The 15701-nt window shown below is 65.3% G+C and carries 17 protein-coding genes and 3 pseudogenes; 4 read left to right on the top strand and 16 right to left on the bottom strand.

Translation table 11 applies throughout. The features are described from left to right. Positions 1 to 14 precede the first annotated feature (14 nt). Positions 15 to 419 carry a preprotein translocase subunit YajC gene (gene yajC, locus ACUXVA_RS20530; RefSeq protein WP_265078662.1) on the bottom strand — a complete coding sequence of 135 codons (405 nt, stop codon included), beginning with the start codon at positions 417 to 419 and terminating at the stop codon, positions 15 to 17. A 194-nt stretch (positions 420 to 613) separates the two neighbouring features. Here yajC and ACUXVA_RS20525 point away from each other — a divergent pair, with 194 nt between their 5' ends. After that, on the top strand, positions 614 to 1585 hold the full coding sequence (locus ACUXVA_RS20525; protein ID WP_445487796.1) for an ATP-binding protein: 972 nt from the start codon (positions 614 to 616) through the stop codon (positions 1583 to 1585). A gap of 225 nt (positions 1586 to 1810) precedes the next feature. On the opposite strand, the gene ACUXVA_RS20520 is transcribed toward ACUXVA_RS20525, so the two are convergent. Both ACUXVA_RS20520 and ACUXVA_RS20515 read right to left on the bottom strand, forming a co-directional pair. After that, complete coding sequence (locus tag ACUXVA_RS20520) at positions 1811 to 3235, bottom strand: peptidoglycan DD-metalloendopeptidase family protein (RefSeq protein WP_445487794.1); 1425 nt, start codon at positions 3233 to 3235, stop codon at positions 1811 to 1813. 109 nt (positions 3236 to 3344) lie between these two features. Then, positions 3345 to 3995, bottom strand: coding sequence for a protein-L-isoaspartate(D-aspartate) O-methyltransferase (locus ACUXVA_RS20515; RefSeq protein WP_445487792.1), 651 nt, complete (start codon positions 3993 to 3995; stop codon positions 3345 to 3347). A gap of 282 nt (positions 3996 to 4277) precedes the next feature. Between ACUXVA_RS20515 and ACUXVA_RS20510 the strand changes: the two genes are divergently transcribed. Both ACUXVA_RS20510 and ACUXVA_RS20505 read left to right on the top strand, forming a co-directional pair. Beyond that, positions 4278 to 4655, top strand: a complete 378-nt coding sequence (locus ACUXVA_RS20510) for a response regulator (RefSeq protein ID WP_265078666.1) — start codon at positions 4278 to 4280, stop codon at positions 4653 to 4655. Between the two features lie 75 nt (positions 4656 to 4730). Next, on the top strand, positions 4731 to 5030 hold the full coding sequence (locus ACUXVA_RS20505; protein ID WP_445487790.1) for a GIY-YIG nuclease family protein: 300 nt from the start codon (positions 4731 to 4733) through the stop codon (positions 5028 to 5030). 193 nt (positions 5031 to 5223) lie between these two features. Here the strand turns inward: ACUXVA_RS20505 and surE are convergent, their stop codons facing one another. Beyond that, complete coding sequence (gene surE / locus ACUXVA_RS20500) at positions 5224 to 5991, bottom strand: 5'/3'-nucleotidase SurE (RefSeq protein WP_265078668.1); 768 nt, start codon at positions 5989 to 5991, stop codon at positions 5224 to 5226. 233 nt (positions 5992 to 6224) lie between these two features. Between surE and ACUXVA_RS20495 the strand changes: the two genes are divergently transcribed. Then, positions 6225 to 6746: a hypothetical protein gene (locus ACUXVA_RS20495; protein WP_265078669.1), complete on the top strand. Its 522-nt coding sequence runs from the start codon at positions 6225 to 6227 to the stop codon at positions 6744 to 6746. A 100-nt stretch (positions 6747 to 6846) separates the two neighbouring features. Here ACUXVA_RS20495 and ACUXVA_RS20490 read toward each other — a convergent pair whose 3' ends face one another. The 12 genes and pseudogenes from ACUXVA_RS20490 to ACUXVA_RS20435 all read right to left on the bottom strand — a co-directional run bounded on the left by ACUXVA_RS20490 (position 6847) and on the right by ACUXVA_RS20435 (position 15664). Continuing rightward, positions 6847 to 7410, bottom strand: coding sequence for a CAP domain-containing protein (locus ACUXVA_RS20490; protein ID WP_265078670.1), 564 nt, complete (start codon positions 7408 to 7410; stop codon positions 6847 to 6849). 11 nt (positions 7411 to 7421) lie between these two features. Further along, a pseudogene (serS, locus tag ACUXVA_RS20485) lies at positions 7422 to 8090 on the bottom strand (serine--tRNA ligase); the annotation flags it as partial. An 84-nt stretch (positions 8091 to 8174) separates the two neighbouring features. After that, positions 8175 to 8846 (bottom strand): annotated as a pseudogene (locus ACUXVA_RS20480) (serine--tRNA ligase); the annotation flags it as partial. 294 nt (positions 8847 to 9140) lie between these two features. Continuing rightward, positions 9141 to 9962 carry a twin-arginine translocase subunit TatC gene (gene tatC, locus ACUXVA_RS20475; RefSeq protein WP_265078672.1) on the bottom strand — a complete coding sequence of 274 codons (822 nt, stop codon included), beginning with the start codon at positions 9960 to 9962 and terminating at the stop codon, positions 9141 to 9143. Continuing rightward, positions 9959 to 10492, bottom strand: a complete 534-nt coding sequence (gene tatB, locus ACUXVA_RS20470) for a Sec-independent protein translocase protein TatB (RefSeq protein WP_265078673.1) — start codon at positions 10490 to 10492, stop codon at positions 9959 to 9961. The genes tatC and tatB overlap by 4 nt, the downstream gene beginning before the upstream one ends. Positions 10493 to 10621: 129 nt before the next feature. Beyond that, positions 10622 to 10858 (bottom strand): twin-arginine translocase TatA/TatE family subunit, encoded by a 237-nt coding sequence (locus ACUXVA_RS20465; protein WP_265078674.1) that lies wholly within the window; start codon positions 10856 to 10858, stop codon positions 10622 to 10624. A gap of 181 nt (positions 10859 to 11039) precedes the next feature. Beyond that, positions 11040 to 11396 (bottom strand): hypothetical protein, encoded by a 357-nt coding sequence (locus tag ACUXVA_RS20460; RefSeq protein WP_445493387.1) that lies wholly within the window; start codon positions 11394 to 11396, stop codon positions 11040 to 11042. Then, positions 11370 to 12024 (bottom strand): annotated as a pseudogene (gene scpB / locus ACUXVA_RS20455) (SMC-Scp complex subunit ScpB); the annotation flags it as partial. The gene ACUXVA_RS20460 and the pseudogene scpB, both read right to left, overlap by 27 nt. Positions 12025 to 12063: 39 nt before the next feature. Next, positions 12064 to 12312, bottom strand: coding sequence for a hypothetical protein (locus ACUXVA_RS20450; protein ID WP_445487785.1), 249 nt, complete (start codon positions 12310 to 12312; stop codon positions 12064 to 12066). Between the two features lie 31 nt (positions 12313 to 12343). Next, complete coding sequence (locus ACUXVA_RS20445) at positions 12344 to 13177, bottom strand: segregation and condensation protein A (RefSeq protein ID WP_265078676.1); 834 nt, start codon at positions 13175 to 13177, stop codon at positions 12344 to 12346. After that, positions 13174 to 14202, bottom strand: a complete 1029-nt coding sequence (gene nagZ, locus ACUXVA_RS20440) for a beta-N-acetylhexosaminidase (protein ID WP_265078677.1) — start codon at positions 14200 to 14202, stop codon at positions 13174 to 13176. Before nagZ ends, ACUXVA_RS20445 begins: the two co-directional genes overlap by 4 nt. Positions 14203 to 14248: 46 nt before the next feature. Continuing rightward, complete coding sequence (locus ACUXVA_RS20435) at positions 14249 to 15664, bottom strand: SPOR domain-containing protein (protein ID WP_265078678.1); 1416 nt, start codon at positions 15662 to 15664, stop codon at positions 14249 to 14251. Positions 15665 to 15701: the final 37 nt, after the last annotated feature.

The following is a 15701-nucleotide window of genomic DNA, read 5'->3' as shown; positions in this document are numbered from 1 at the left end:
GCCGATGATGAGCCTCAGCTCGCGGAGGTCTCGTCCTTGCCGGCGTCGGCCTTCTCGATTTTCTCGACCTTCTCCGACTTGTCGGCCTTTTCCTTGGCCGGCTCGCCCTTGGTGCGCACGCCCGAAATCATCTGGCGCATCTGGCGCACGCGGACGCCGTCGGAGATCTCGAATTCGATCTGGTCGTCGTCGACCACCTTGGTGACCTTGCCGACGAGGCCGCCGGAGGTGACCACGGTATCGCCGCGGCGGATGTTCTTCACCAGTTCGGCGTGGTCCTTCACCTTCTTCTGCTGCGGACGCAGGATCAGGAAGTACATGATCACGAAGATCAGCGCGAAGGGCAGCAGCGACATCAGCATGCTGTTGGTGTCGCCGCCGGCCGCAGCGGCCTGGGCAAAGGCTGGGGTAATGAACATCGGAAATTCCTCGTGAAAACAGGAGCCACCCGGTGCCGCGGCGGTGCTCTGACCGGCCCGGGGGCGAATTCGCGCGGACTATAACCACCGGCCGCCCAATTGCAACGCTGCCAGACCGTTGATTTGGCCCTCATTTTGCCCGCTTGCGGGCGCCCGCGGGGGCCGATATGGGTTCGCGCCAAGGAAGGCCCCAAATGACAAAAAAGCCCAATAAAACAAGCCGTCGCGCCGTTGCGAAGCCTGCAGCCCGGAAACCGGCGAAAGCCGCGGCAAAACGTCCGCGTGCGACCAAACCGCCCGCCATGGACGAGCGCATCGCCCGCGCCCTGGAGACGATCGCTGCCAGCATGGCCGCCGCCTCGCCGACCGCGGCCAATGCCGATTCCCTGAAATCCGCCGACGCCTTCATCTGGCATCCCGACGGGCGGCTGGCGCCGGTGCCCAAGGTCAGCCGCGTCGACATCGCGCTGCTCAAGGGCATCGACCGGATGCGCGACACCCTGATCGAGAACACCGAGCGCTTCGCCACCGGCCTGCCCGCCAACAACGCCCTGCTCTGGGGAGCGCGCGGCATGGGCAAGTCGTCGCTGGTGAAGGCGGCCCACGCCAGCGTCAATGCCGACAAGCGCGTCGCCGGCCGGTTGAAGCTGGTGGAGATTCATCGCGAGGACATCGAGAGCCTGCCGGCGCTGATGGCCGTGGTGCGCGCCTCGGACTTCCATTTCATCGTGTTCTGCGACGACCTGTCCTTCGACGGCAACGACGCCTCCTACAAGTCGCTGAAGGCGGTGCTGGAAGGTGGCATCGAGGGCCGGCCCGACAACGTCATCCTCTACGCCACCTCCAACCGCCGCCACCTGCTGGCGCGCGAAATGGTCGAGAACGAGCGCTCCACCGCCATCAATCCCGGCGAAGCTGTCGAGGAAAAGGTCTCGCTGTCCGACCGTTTCGGCCTGTGGCTCGGCTTCCACAAATGCAGCCAGGACGAGTACCTCGCCATGGTCAACGGGTATTGCAGCCATTACGGCATCAGGCTCGACGACGCCGAACTGCAGCGCGACGCACTGGAATGGTCGACCACCCGCGGCTCGCGCTCCGGCCGCGTGGCGTGGCAGTTCACCCAGGAACTGGCGGGCCGCCTGGGCGTCAGGCTGGCGGGGAAGTAGCAGTCAACTCCGCGCTCGTGCCCCGGACGCTGCGCAACGCGCTGCCGCAGGCAGCGTGGTGCGCTGCAGATCCGGGGCCTTACCAAGCGCCAGCGTTCGTGACGGTCCCGGATCTGCGGAGCAGCACTTCGTGCTGCGCCGCGTCCGGGACACGAGACAGCAGCAAAAAAGGGCGCCGCCTGTTTCCAGACGGCGCCCTTGCTACTTCACTGATATCAACCGCGCTTACGCGCCATTGAGGAACTGCAGCGGATCGACCGGCGACGAGCCCTTGCGGATCTCGAAGTGCAGCTGCGGTGATCCCACCTCGCCGGACTGGCCGGACTTGGCGATGACCTGGCCGCGCTTGATGGTCTCTCCGCGCTTCACCATCAGCTCACTCGCATGGGCATATGCGGTGACGTAGCCGTTGGAATGGCGCACCAGGACCAGGTTGCCGTAGCCCTTCAGTTCGTTGCCGGAGTAAGCGACGACGCCGTCTTCGGCGGCCTTGATCGGGGTGCCCTCGGGCACCGCGACGTTGATGCCGTCATTGGACTTGCCGTTGGTCTTGGCGCCGTAGCCGGTGACCACGCGGCCGCGCACCGGCCAGCGGAACGTCGGCAGCGCGCCGGTGGCATCGGCGGCCTTAGCCGGCGTTTCCGGTGCGGCCTCTTCCGGCGTGGTGGTGGCAACCGCCATGCGTGCCTTCTGCGCCGGTTCGGCGGAAGCCAGCTTGGTGGCGGGCGCGGTGGCGACCGCACCGGCAGGCGCCGCGGCGACCACCGGCTGTGCGGCAACCGGTGCGGCTGCGACGGCGGCTCGCGCCGACGGCACGGTGACCCTGGAGCCGATCTTCAACTGCGCCTTGGTGTCGAGGCCATTGGCCCGCGCCAGATCGGCGACCGGAATGTGATTGCGGCGGGCAATGCTGTTCAGCGTGTCGCCATTGTTGACCACGTGAACCGACGCGGGCCCGGCGACAGGCGCCGCCATCGCCACCGGCTTGGCAGCAGGAACGACAAGCGGAGCCGGCGCAGCAGCGGCGGTCTGGCGCGGAATGATCAGCTGCTGGCCCGGCGACAGCGCGCGCGGCCCCTTGTAGCCGTTGGCCTGCAGGATGGCCGCCGACGACACGTTGTAGCGGCGCGACAGGGTCTCGAGCGTATCCGACGTCCCGACAATGATCCGGGTGCCGCCATCGCGGGCCAGACCGTTGGTGGCGGCAATGGATTTCGGCGCGACGGTGCCGGTGGTCTCGATCGGCGCATGGGTCGGCGGCGTATAGGACGCCAGGCCACGCCCGCCGCCGGAAACCGGCGCGGCGGTGGTTGCGGCGGCCATCGGGCGACCGGTCGGATAGGACTGCGGCGCAGCGATCGGCGGCGGCAGGGCCTGCGACTGGTATTGCGGCTGCGGCTGATACTGCGGGCGCTGATACTGCGGCAGTTCGCTGCGCTGCACCGGCGCGGTCGGCGCCGACCGCGGTACCGAACCGGTCGCCTCACCCTGCCAGCCGAAGCCGCGGGACTGACCGGAATCAAAACTTGGGGCTTGTGACAATCGCGTCTGCATATCGGCGCTGCAGCCGGCAAAACCGATCGACATCAGCGCCAGCACCGCAGCCTGCGGGGCGCGGCGCGAGCAAAGCAACTCGACAACGCTGGACATGGGTTACTCACTCATACGCAACAACTGATTACTGAAAAGAGTAAACACCGTCCGCGTTACCAAGCCTTTAACCCTGCCGGCAGGAGCTGTGGGGGGCGTCGAACTTTTGTCAGAGTTCGCGCGCAATGCCGGGCAGCGCCGGCACAAACCTCACATCCACCAGCGGCTTCCGCTCCAGTCCGTCGGCCGTCTTGCGGATCTGGACCAGGGTCTGGACGCCGTTATGCGGCCCGACCGGTGCGATAAGGATACCGTCGACCTCGAGCCGGTCCGTCAGCGCCGCCGGCACCTCGGCCATCGCCGCGGTCACCATGATGCGGTCGAAAGCGCCGAGATTGGCGGGCAAATCGAATCCGTCGCCGAGCATCACCTCGACATTGTGCAGGCCGAGCTTTTCCAACCGCGCCCGCGCGGTGTCAGCCAAGGTTCGGAACCGCTCAACAGTCAGGACTGTCTTGCAAAGATGCGCCAGAACCGCGGCCTGGTATCCCGAGCCTGTGCCAATTTCGAGCACGCGATGGGTCGCCTCGAGCCGCAATTGCTCGGTCATATAGGCCACGACGAAGGGCTGGCTGATGGTCTGGCCGCAGGCGATCGGCAGCGCGGTGTCGCGCCAGGCTTCGGCGCGGTCGGCGGCCTCGACGAATACCTCGCGCGGAATCGCGTCCATCGCCCGCAGCACGCGCAGGTCGCTGATCCCGCGACGGCGCAACGACAGCCGAAACATCATCTTTTCGGGCGGCGGACTGACCGGCGGCATGGCGACCTCACGCAATACTTCACTTGATCGTCTACCCATTAGCGCAGATAGGTTGACGCAATGGCAGCGCCGAGGCGGCGCCGGATCGGGATCCCCTCGGGGAACCAGAACCGATCCAGATCGTTGCACCGCGGGGCGTTAATCCAGAAAATTGTTGAGGCTTGTCATCGCCCGACATTGGGGATTTGGTCGCCTCACTGTGGTTGAAGCGAGACAACGGCGTGATTGCCTTCAATCCCGTAATTTGCGATTTTGTCACGTAATGAACCAAGGAAACCGGCTATGACTTCATCGAAGCCGCCCGGCGGCTCGGTCTTCCTCGTCGAGGACGAGGTGATGATCCGCATGATGGTCGCCGATATGCTCGAAGAGCTGGGCTACAGTGTTGCCGCTGAAGCCGGCGAGATCACAGAAGCCATTCGCCTGGCCGAGACCACCGAATTCGACATCGCCATCCTCGATGTCAACGTCAACGGCAAGGTGATCTCGCCGGTCGCCGACGTCATCCATGCCCGCAACCGGCCATTCGTCTTCGCCACCGGCTATGGCGCCCAGGGCCTGCCTGAAATGTACCGCGACCGCCCCACCCTGCAGAAGCCTTTCCAGATGGAAACCCTGGCGCAGGTGCTGGCCACCACACTGAAGGGCGTCGCGGTTTAAGCTACCCAAATTGACAACAGACTAATCGACGTCATCCTGAGGCGCTCGCGTAGCGAGCCTCGAAGGACGACGGCGATGGGTGTTTTCGTCTATATGCTGCGCTGCTCAGACGGCTCGTATTACGTCGGCAGTGCGACCGGCGAAGACCTCGAGCCTCGCATCCACCAGCACAACGCCGGGGTCTACAAGGGCTACACCTACTCCAGACGCCCGGTCGTCGTCGTGTGGTCCGATTATTTCGACCGTATCACCGATGGCATCGCTGCCGAGCGAAAGGTCAAGGGCTGGAGCCGCGCCAAGAAGGAAGCTTTGATCCGGTCCGACTGGTCCGCTTTGCAGCAGCTGTCCCGGCGTCGTGGCGGTAGAGAGCGCTGAACATGCATCCTTCGAGGCTCGCCCTGCGGGCGAGCGCCTCAGGATGACGGTGGAGTATGGGGCTGGCAGGCTCAAATCACCCTCCCCCGAATCGCAACACACTCCGCCATCATCCTCGTCTGAACGCAATTGCGTTCAGACTGGAGGCGCTCGCCGTCTTCGGCGATCCTCGAAGGATGGGCCGCCAGCTCAGCTACCCCAGCGTCTTCGTCAGCGCGGCGGAGAATGCGTCGTCGGTGCGGTCGAGCCGCAGCGGGGTCACCGAGACGAAGCGCGCGGCGAGGGCTGCAAGGTCGGTGCCCTCGGCCGGCATGTCCACCACCGCGACGCGTTCGAAGCCGATCCAGAAATACGGGTTGCCGCGGCCGTCGCGGCGCTCGTCGACGCGCAGGAAGCCCTGGTTGCGCTTGCCCTGCCGGGTCACCATCACGCCCTGCACTTCCTCCGGCGCGCAGGCCGGGAAGTTGACGTTGATCACGGTGTTCTTCGGCACGCCGGCGGCAAGCACCTTGCTGATAATGCCGGGCCCAAACTTCAGCGCCGCCTCCCACAGCGGCTTGTGGCGGGTCTCGAGGCTGAATTCCTGGCTCAGCGCGAAGGACGGCAGCCCGAGAATAGTGCCTTCCAAAGCGCCGGCGATGGTGCCGGAATAGACCACGTCCTCGGCGACGTTGCGGCCCTTGTTGACGCCGGACAGCACGAGGTCCGGCTGCTTGTCGAGCAGGATGTGCCGCGCGCCCATGATCACGCAATCGGTCGGCGTACCCCTGACAGCAAAATGACGCGGGCCGATTTCGCGCAGGCGGAGCGGATCGTTGAGCGACAACGAATGCGAGACACCGGACTGGTCGAGCTCGGGCGCCACCACCCAGACGTCGTCGGACAATTCCCTGGCGATCTGTTCGAGGATTTTCAGGCCCGGCGCGTGAATGCCATCGTCATTGGTACAGAGAATCCGCATTCGCGCGCCTTTTCAGAGGTCATTGGGCAGCCGGGGCCGGGCAGCGGACTTTTGCCAGCACGCGGCCGGTTTTGCCAAGCTAATTTTCCCCCGGTCGTATTGCAGCGCACAGGGCCGGCCGCCGGAACATTCCCGTCCGAGCCCGGTTTGTCACGCAAGTCCATTACGATGGACGTCCGAGGCGCGACAGCGCGGCCGAAGCCGGTTGCGCCCGCCCCCGTCGGGATCGCGCAATGCCGACCGAACGATTTAGCAGGTTGATGGATGCAGGACTGCCGCCGATTCTGATCGCAGCGCTGGCCGGCTGGATGTGGACGGAATCGCGCAACTACCCCGCCGCACCCGCGCCGCCGCTGCCGCCACTAGGCGTCGTTCTGGCCAGCACGGCGGATGACGATGGGTCCGAGCCGGCCACCACATCGGCGCTGCCGACCAGCCGCCAAGCGGAGCCGGAGGCCACCGCGTCCCTGCAGCGCCTCAGCATCTCCAGGCAATCGTTCCGCCGCGGCGGACTTGGCGCGAAAGCGCTGATGACCTTCACCATCCGCAACCGCAACGATTATGCCGTCAAGGATTTCGAACTGCTCTGCGCATTCCGCGGACGCGACGGCCGCGTCGTTACCGAGCGCCGCCGCACCATCCCCGAAACCATCGCGCCGAAAAGCCGCAAGGCATTTCCGAAGATCCATGTCGGCCACGTCAGCATCACGGCTGCCAAGGCAAAATGCCGGCTGCTGGCGGCGGCGCGGGTATGATGCCGAACCAAGTCAGTGGTTGGACCTAATCCAGCCGAAGACAGAGCAGGCTGTCGACGTCACTGCTGGCAAGTCGTGCGGCGCGCGCCTTGCCATCGGCTCAGAAACAGAGGCCGAGCATCTTGACTGTGCAGTCGCGCGGCGCCCGCTTCGCAGGCTTGTCCCTGGCCGCTCCCTTTGCGGCGCCCTGCGCCGGCGGCTTCGCTTTGGGCCTCGGCTTCTCGTAAGCGCCGGCGATCACCATCGCCCAATAGGTCTTCCCACTGGCGCTTTTGGCGTTGGCGATGCCGACTTTCGACGCGTCTTTGAGCAGCAGATTGCGGCGATGGCCGGACGAATTGATCCACTGCCCGAGCGTGCGCGGAAAATCGGCATAGCCATAGGCGATGTTCTCGGCGGCGCTGCCGGCCTTGGACGGCGCCACGCGCACGTTGAAATTGCCGGCGACATCGTGATCGAGCACGTCCTTCGCCGCCATCGCCGACGCCTGCTGCTGGGCGATCCCATTCAGCGTCGCGTCGATCGTCACCGGGCCCTCGCCGTTCTTGGCGCGGAACTGCGAGATCAGTTCGGCGGGCGAGGATTGCGCCAGCGCCGGCGCAAGCGACGCCATCAGAAAGGCGAACAGCGCCAGCGCGGCCGGCGCCGCGATCCGCAATGCCATGCGACAGATCCTCACGCGGCCGAGATCGTTTTCAGCCCGCCCATATAGGGCTGCAGCACCGTCGGTACGGCGATCGAGCCGTCTTCCTGCTGATAGGTTTCCATCACCGCGATCAACGCGCGGCCGACCGCGGTGCCGGAGCCGTTCAGCGTGTGCACGAAGCGCGGCTTGCCGTCGGGGCCGCGCGACCGCGCGTCCATGCGACGCGCCTGGAAATCACCGCACACCGAGCACGACGAGATCTCGCGATAGGCGCCGCCGTCGCCCTGCCCGGGCATCCACACCTCGATGTCGTAAGTCTTCTGCGCGGCAAACCCCATGTCGCCGGTGCACAGGGTCATGACGCGGTAGTGCAGTTCCAGACGGCGCAGCACCTCTTCGGCGCAGGCCAGCATGCGCTCGTGCTCGTTACTGCTCTCTTCCGGCGTGGTTACCGACACCAGCTCGACCTTGGTGAACTGATGCTGGCGGATCATGCCGCGGGTGTCGCGTCCGGCAGCGCCGGCTTCGGCGCGAAAACACGGCGTCAGCGCGGTCATGCGCAGCGGCAGTTCTTTTTCGTCGAGGATGGATTCGCGGACGAGGTTTGTGAGCGGGACTTCGGCGGTGGGGATGAGCCAGTAGCGCGTGGGATCATTGTGAAGTTTCAGTTCTTGGAACGGAGCCTGACGAGCAGCATCAAATCCAAGTAACTGCGCATGATCCAAGGCGGAATTTCTGCTTCGCTTCAAATCGGATTCAAAATTCGCACGCAAATCTGGTTCTGCGTATACGGCAAACTGATCATCGTGAAACTTCGGCAACTGCGCCGTGCCGAACATCGCATCGTCGCGCACCAGCAGCGGCGGGTTCACTTCCATATAGCCGTGTTCGTTGGTGTGCAGGTCGAGCATGAACTGCCCGATCGCCCGCTCGAGCCGCGCCAGCCCCTTCTTCAGAACGACGAAGCGCGCGCCCGACAGTTTCGCCGCCGCTTCAAAGTCCATGAAGCCCATGGCCTCGCCGAGATCGTAGTGAGCCTTGGGCGCGAAGGCGTAACTGCGCTTGGCGCCGAACTTGTGACGCTCAATGTTGCCGTGCTCGTCGCTGCCTTCGGGCACTTCGGCGAGCGGCAGGTTGGGAATGCCGGCCAGCGCGGTCTTGAGTTGCTCTTCGGCGTCCTTCACCGCGGCTTCCATCGCCGGCATGGTGGTCTTGAGTTCGGTGACTTCGGCCATCAGCGCATCGGCGCGCGCGGTGTCCTTGTTCTTCTTGGCCTCGCCGATTTCCTTGGAAGCCGCATTGCGCCGCGCCTGCGCCTGCTCGGATGCCAGGATCGCCGTCCGCCTCTGCTCGTCGATGGCCATCAGCGACGCCGAAAGCGGCGCCAGCCCGCGCCGCTTCAGCGCAGCGTCGAAAGCCTCGGGATTGTCGCGGATCGCTTTGATGTCGTGCATGGCAGGGGTCCTGAGCGTGGCGACGTTGACCTTCCGCAAGAATACGGAGAGTCAGCATTGCGCATCCAGTAGCCCGAATACCCCTGATTTGGAACATGAAATGGAAAAAACTGTCGTCATCCTGAGGTGCTCGCCCCCAGGCGGAGCCCTTGCTTCGCTTGGGGCGAGCCTCGAAGGATGCGGCCACGAACTCGCTTGCGGCCATCCTTCGAGGCCGCCGCAAGTTGCGACGGCGCCTCCAGCCGAAACGCAATTGCGTTTCGGCGGGGATGACGGCAGAGTGGGCGGCAGTCCCTACTCCGTCGGCGTGACGTCCGGCGGCGACGTGCCGTCTGCAGCAGCCTTCGCGGCGGCGGCCTTGGCGGCGTTCTTTTCGACCATGCCGACGGCGATGATGGAGCCCTCGTAGAGCACCAGCAGCGGGATCGCCAGCGAGGCCTGGCTGATGACGTCGGGCGGCGTCAGCACCGCGGCGATGACGAAGGCGACGACGATGAAGTAGCGGCGCTTGTCCTTCAACTGCTTGGCGGTGATCACGCCCATGCGGCCGAGCAAGGTCAGCACCACCGGCAGCTGGAACGCGACGCCGAAGGCGAAGATCAGCGACATCATCAGCGACAGGTATTCGCCGACTTTCGGCAGCAGCTGGATCTGGGCGGTCTCGGAACTGCCGGTCTGCTGCATGCCCAGCGAGAAGCGGATCAGCATCGGCAGCACCAGGAAATACACCAGCAGCGAGCCGAGCGCGAAGAACACCGGCGTTGCGATCAGGTACGGCAGGAACGCGCCGCGCTCGTGCTTGTAGAGGCCGGGCGCCACGAACATGTAGATCTGCGCGGCGATGATCGGGAACGAGATGAAGCCGGCGCCGAACATCGCCAGCTTGAGCTGGGTGAGGAAGTATTCGAGCAGCGCGGTGTAGATGAACTTGGAATTCTCGGGGCCGGCGACCCAGACGAACGGCCAGACCAGCACGTTGTAGATCTGCTTGGCGAAGAAGAAGCAGAAGATGAACGCCACGGCGAAGGCCAGCAGCGCCTTGATCAGCCGCGACCGCAGCTCGATCAGGTGATCCATCAGCGGCGCCTTGGAGGCTTCGATGTCCTCGGCGCTCATGATGCGCGGGTGTCCTTGGTGAGTTCGGGATCGGCCAGCGCGTGGCTCTCGGCCACGACCGGAAGCCCGGCCGGCGGCGTCTCGGGGGTCACGGCTTGTACGTCCTGCGTGGCTTGCACTTCCTGGGTGATGGCCAGCGGCTCCATCTGGGCCGCGTGGGCCTCAGCCTCGACAAAGGTCTCCGGCGTCGGCGGCTCCGGCGTGGTCGGTGTCGCCACGGGCGTGTCGATGTTCTCGATCTTGTCGATGGTCATGGCGTCGCTGACGTCCTTGGTCAGCGAGGTCATGATGTTGTTCTTGGAGAATCCGGAGGCGGTGTCCTTGATGTCGTCGAACGCCTTCTTGACATCGGCCATCTCGGCTTCGCGCATGGCCTCGTTGAACTGGCCTTGGAACTCGGCGGCCATCTTGCGCGCCTTGCCCATCCATTGCCCGACCATGCGCAGCACGCCGGGCAATTCCTTCGGGCCGATGGCGATCAACGCGACCACCGCGATGACGACCAGTTCACTCCACCCGATGTCGAACATGAAAACTTCCGCTCACGCGAGGCACGTTGCCCGACCATCGGGGCCCCCGCGTTCCCTCAACTGGCCCGCCACAAAGCTGCCGCAAGACCTAGGCCTGCCACGGGTTTGCCGCAAGCCGTCACAATGCGTTCAGACAGCCTTGCTGCCGACGTCGGTCCGTGCAGCCGGCTGCGGCGGCGGATTGTCGATGGTGCGGACCGGCTCGGCGGGCTTTTCCGCCACCTTGTCGTCGTCCTGCATGCCCTTCTTGAAGGCCTTGATGCCCTGGGCAACGTCGCCCATCAGGTCGGAAATCTTGCCGCGCCCGAAAAGCAGCAGGACCACCCCGATCACTACGATCCAGTGCCAAATGCTGAGTGAACCCATCCTGCAATCCTCCAAGCGTCAGGCCGGTTGCCCGACCTCAATCTGACCGGAACGTAGGCGCAGGAGGTGGCAAAAACAAGGACTTAGACCTGCGTGGAATCGCTGATAATGCCGCAGGCTCCGGGGATCGTTAATCCCCGCGCCGTGGTCTCGCGCGGGTGTCGCCACCCGGCCGCACGGATCAGCTTTCGTGGTCCTTTTCCGGCTTTGCGTCGTCGCCGTCGACGGCATTCGGCTCAGCAGTGCCTGCGTCCGCCGCCTCGGCCTCGGTTTCGTCCGCTGCCGAAGCTTCGGCTTCCAACGCCTCGGGCTCGTCCAGTTCCGCTTCGGCATCTTCGACGTCGAGCGCTTCGGATTCCTCGAGATCCTCGGCCTCCAGATCCTCCAGCGTCAGCACGGCCTCAGCCTCGCCGGTCTCTGCTTCGATCTCGATCTCGACCGATTCGGCTTCGAATGCGACAGCATCAACGGATTCAACGGCTTGCGGTGCGGCAGCGGCGGGATTCTCGAACTCCAGCTCGGCGGCAGGCGACAGCATCGGCTGGAGATCGTCGACTTCCAGCGGATCCTCGTCGTCGCGCAAGGCAGGATCGTCGGACGGATTGGGCACGCTGAAGCCCGAGGGCAGCCGCGAGATCCAGCAGGCCGGTACCCTTCAGCTCTTCCAGCCCTGGCAGATCGCCCAGCGCTTCGAGACTGAACTGCGACAGGAAGCTCTCGGTGGTCCCGAAGGTCAGCGGCCGGCCCGGCGTCTTGCGACGGCCGCGCGGCCGGATCCAGCCGGTCTCCAGCAGCACGTCGAGGGTGCCCTTGGAGGTGACGACGCCGCGAATGTCTTCGATCTCGGCGCGGGTCACCGGCTGGTGATAGGCGATGATGGCGAGCACCTCGATTGCCGCACGCGACAGTTTTCGCGTCTCGGTGGTCTCGCGCGTCATCAGCCACGACAGATCGCCGGCGGTGCGGAACGTCCACTTGTTGGCCACGCGCACGAGGTTGACCCCGCGCAACGAATAATCGGCCTGCAGCCGGGCCAAAGCGGCCTTGATGTCGACGCCGTCGGGCATGCGCTTCGCCAGTGCCGCTTGATCCAGCGGCTCGCTGGCGGCGAACAGCAACGCTTCGAGCAGCCGCAATTCGTCCGGCCGTGACCTCGACCTCGGCAGGCTGTTCCGGCGCGGCTTCGACGGCTACGGGTTCGACGGCTACGGGTTCGACGACGGCAGGTTCTTCGACAGCAACGGCTTCTTCGACAACGTCAGCATCTTCGGCGACATCAGCATCATCGACAACGACAGCATCATCGACAACGACAGCGTCTTCGACGATGACAGCTTCTTCGACGACGATTGCCTCGACGGCCACGGCTTCGACGTCCACAGCGTCGACCTGAACAGAATCGACCTGCACGGAAGCGACCTCGGCGTCGTCGTCAGCGACGCGTTTTTCGGCACGGCTTGCCATGGGTGAATCTCCTTCTTCCACTTACTCGACCGGAGCGTCCGGCTCCACCAGCGCCGCCGACGCAGACTGCGCCGGGTGCTTGCGGAAATACAAAGGTGCGAACGCGTCCTTCTGGTGCAGGTCCATGGTGCCTTCGCGGACCATTTCCAGCGCCGCGGCAAAACTCGACGCCATCACCGTGGCCCGCTGCGCGGGGTCGACCACATAGGCCAGCAAATACTCATCAAGCCGGCTCCAGTCCTCGGCCACGCCCACCAGTCGCTCGAGCGAGGCGCGCGCCTCGGACAGCGACCACACAGTGCGCTTGGCCAGATGCACCGTGGTCAGTACCCGCGCCTGGCGCTGGGTAGCATAGGCGGATAACAGATCGTACAGCGTCGCGGTGAAATGCGGATGCTTGACCTCGGAAATCGACTCCGGCTGGCCGCGCGGAAAAATATCGCGCATCAATTGCGGCCGGGTCATCAGCCGGTTGGAGGCCTCGCGGATGGCTTCGAGCCGGCGCAGCCGGTTGGCCAGTGCCGAGGCCATATCCTCGGCGCTCGGACCGTCGGGCGTCGCCGCCTCCGGCAGCAGCAGCCGCGACTTCAGGAACGCCAGCCACGCCGCCATCACCAGATAGTCGGCCGCAAGTTCCAGGCGGATCTTTCGGGCCGCCTCGATGAAGATGAGATACTGGTCGGCCAGCGCCAGGATCGAGATCTTGTGCAGGTCGACCTTCTGCTGCCGCGCCAAAGCCAGCAGCAGATCGAGCGGACCTTCATAGCCTTCGACGTCGACGACCAGCGACGGCTCGTCGTCCACGGCGATTTCGGCGGGCCGTCCGGTTTCAAACGACAATATCTCTGCGCTCATGTGCTGGCCATCCCTGCGCGAGCGATCAATGCATCCAGTTCCGCACGACCGGTCGCGCGGTCGAACGCCTCGGGCGGCTTTCGCGCAGCCAGCGCCGCATTGGCCCGCACAAGGGCCTGACCGGCCAGCAATGGCGTCTCGGCGGCAACCGCACGCATCTCATCGAGCTTGCCGTTGCAATGCAGGACCATGTCGCAGCCGGCCGTGACGATCGCCCTGGTCCGCTCGGCGATCGATCCCGCCAGCGCATTCATGGACACGTCATCACTCATCAACAAACCTTGGAACCCGATACTGCCGCGAATCACCTGAGCGATGATTGTCGCAGATGTCGTCGCGGGTTGGGCGGCGTCGAGGGCGCTAAACACAACATGTGCAGTCATCGCCATGGGTAAATCGGCCAAGGGCCGGAAAGCGGCGAAATCCACCCGCTCGAGTTCCGCGGTGGAGGTATCCACGACCGGCAATTTGAAATGGGTGTCGGCGGTGGCCCGGCCATGCCCGGGAATGTGCTTGAGGACCGGCAGCACACCGCCCTGCTCCAGTCCGTCGGTGACGGCGCGGGCGATGGCGGCGACCTTGACCGGCTCGGTTCCATAGGCCCGGTTGCCGATCACCGCATCCGCCTCGGGCACCGGCACGTCAGCCAGCGGCAGGCAGTCGACGGTAATGCCGAGATCGATCAGATCGGCGGCGATCAGCCGCGAGCTCAGCCGCGCCGCGGCAAGGCCGAGCTGCGGATCGATATCGTAGAGGGTGCCGAACACCGCGCCCGGCGGATAGGCTGGCCAGTGCGGCGGGCCAAGCCGCTGCACCCGCCCGCCCTCCTGATCGATCAGGACGGGGGCATCTGGCGCGCCGACCGCGGCGCGCAGATCGGACACCAGCCGGGCGACCTGCGCCGGCGTGTCGATGTTGCGCTTGAAAAGGATGAAACCCCACGGCCGCTCGGCGCGAAGAAAATCGCGCTCGTCGGCCGTGAGTTCCAGTCCGGATATGCCGGTGATAAATGCGCGCGTGCTCATGGGGCCGATTAGCCCCCATCAACGTCCAGGGTCAAGGAAACGGCCGTTAATTCCTTTGGACGACGCACTGTCCGCCGGCAGATTTCAGGTTGCCGCAGAACGTGGTGGCTTCATCGGGCGACCCGAACGGACCGACCATGGCGCGGTAATAGGTACCTTTTTCGCCCAGATCCGCCCGTTTGATCGTCGCAGTGCGGGAACCCAGTACCGACGGGTACTTGCCCTGCAGCGCCCTGAACGATGCCTGAGCATCCGCTTCATTGCGCTGTGACGCGATCTGCACCAGATAGCCTCCGCTGGCGGACGTCGGCGCAATCTGGGTCGGTGCCGCAGTGGTCGACGCCACGCGGGCGGCCGGCACTGTCGCGGGGGCAGCCTGCGGGGACAGCGACAATGGCGCGTTGGCCGATGCGTTTGCGTTGGCAGCGGGCGTGCGGACCGCAGCGGCCGGAGCCGCCGTATTGCGCCCTGGGACCTGCTTGGCCGCAGGCGTCGCGTTGGGATCCTGGTCGCCCTTCACCGAAAAGGTGCGGATCTTGCGCGGTTCGTCAGCCCCCTGAACGTTCGTATTGCCCGTCATCGCCTTGCCCGCCGGCGAAACGCTGGCGGTCGACGGCGGATTGGCGTTGACGTTCAGCGGCGGAAACACCACGCGCGGTCCGGCCTTGGTGTTGTCCTGCACATTGACTGGCTGTTCTTCGCGCGACACAAGCTTCTCCGGCGCGGCGCCGCCGAGGCGGTCCTGGATCAGTTTGCCGCTGGCGTCCGTCGAACCCGTGGCCGACGGCGGCACGACCTTGTTCGGACCAGCATCGGCCTTGATCACTGGCGGCTCGCCGCTGCGCGGCGATCCGACAAAGGTGCGGTAGGCGAAGGCCGCACCGGTACCGACCACGGCCAGCGCCAGCACGACGGCAACCGTCATCATCCCGCCGCGGCGTTTCTGCGGCTCTTCGGCCACTTCGCCATATCCGTCCGGATAGGCATAGGAGTCGTCCTGATAGTTCTCATCCTGGGCGTGAACGTCGTGGCCCGGCAACTGGCCGTAAAGCGCGTCGTCATAGCGACCGGGATCCGCCTGCGGCGCGTCATGGCTCGCAGCCGCAAAGGACGGCGCCTGATGATAGTCCGCACCGGCCTCGTAATGCTCGTCCTGATAGCGCTGCGCGGGTGGCTGCGGGGAATAATCCTGCCTGGTATCATGCCGCGCATCGTGAGCATTGGCGCGCTGCATCCACGGCGGCGGGCTGGACGGCGAGTTATCGTCGTCCTGCTCCTGCGCACTGTCATCGCGGCCCGGCGCGGGATTGTCGCGACCGAAGTTGGCGAACGGATCGGTCTGGCCGATCAGGCGCGCCAGCTCGGCCAGCGGATCGCCCTCCGCCTTGGGACGCGCATGGGCATCGCCGCGATCGTAATCGGCGTCCGCGGGAAAGGGTCGGTCCTGGTACAGATTAGCCATCGTGATGTCGCATCCCCTTCGGGAAAGCTGCCGGCCC

It is taken from the genome of Rhodopseudomonas sp. RCAM05734 (assembly GCF_052658035.1).
This window is presented reverse-complemented; position numbering and strand designations above follow the sequence as displayed.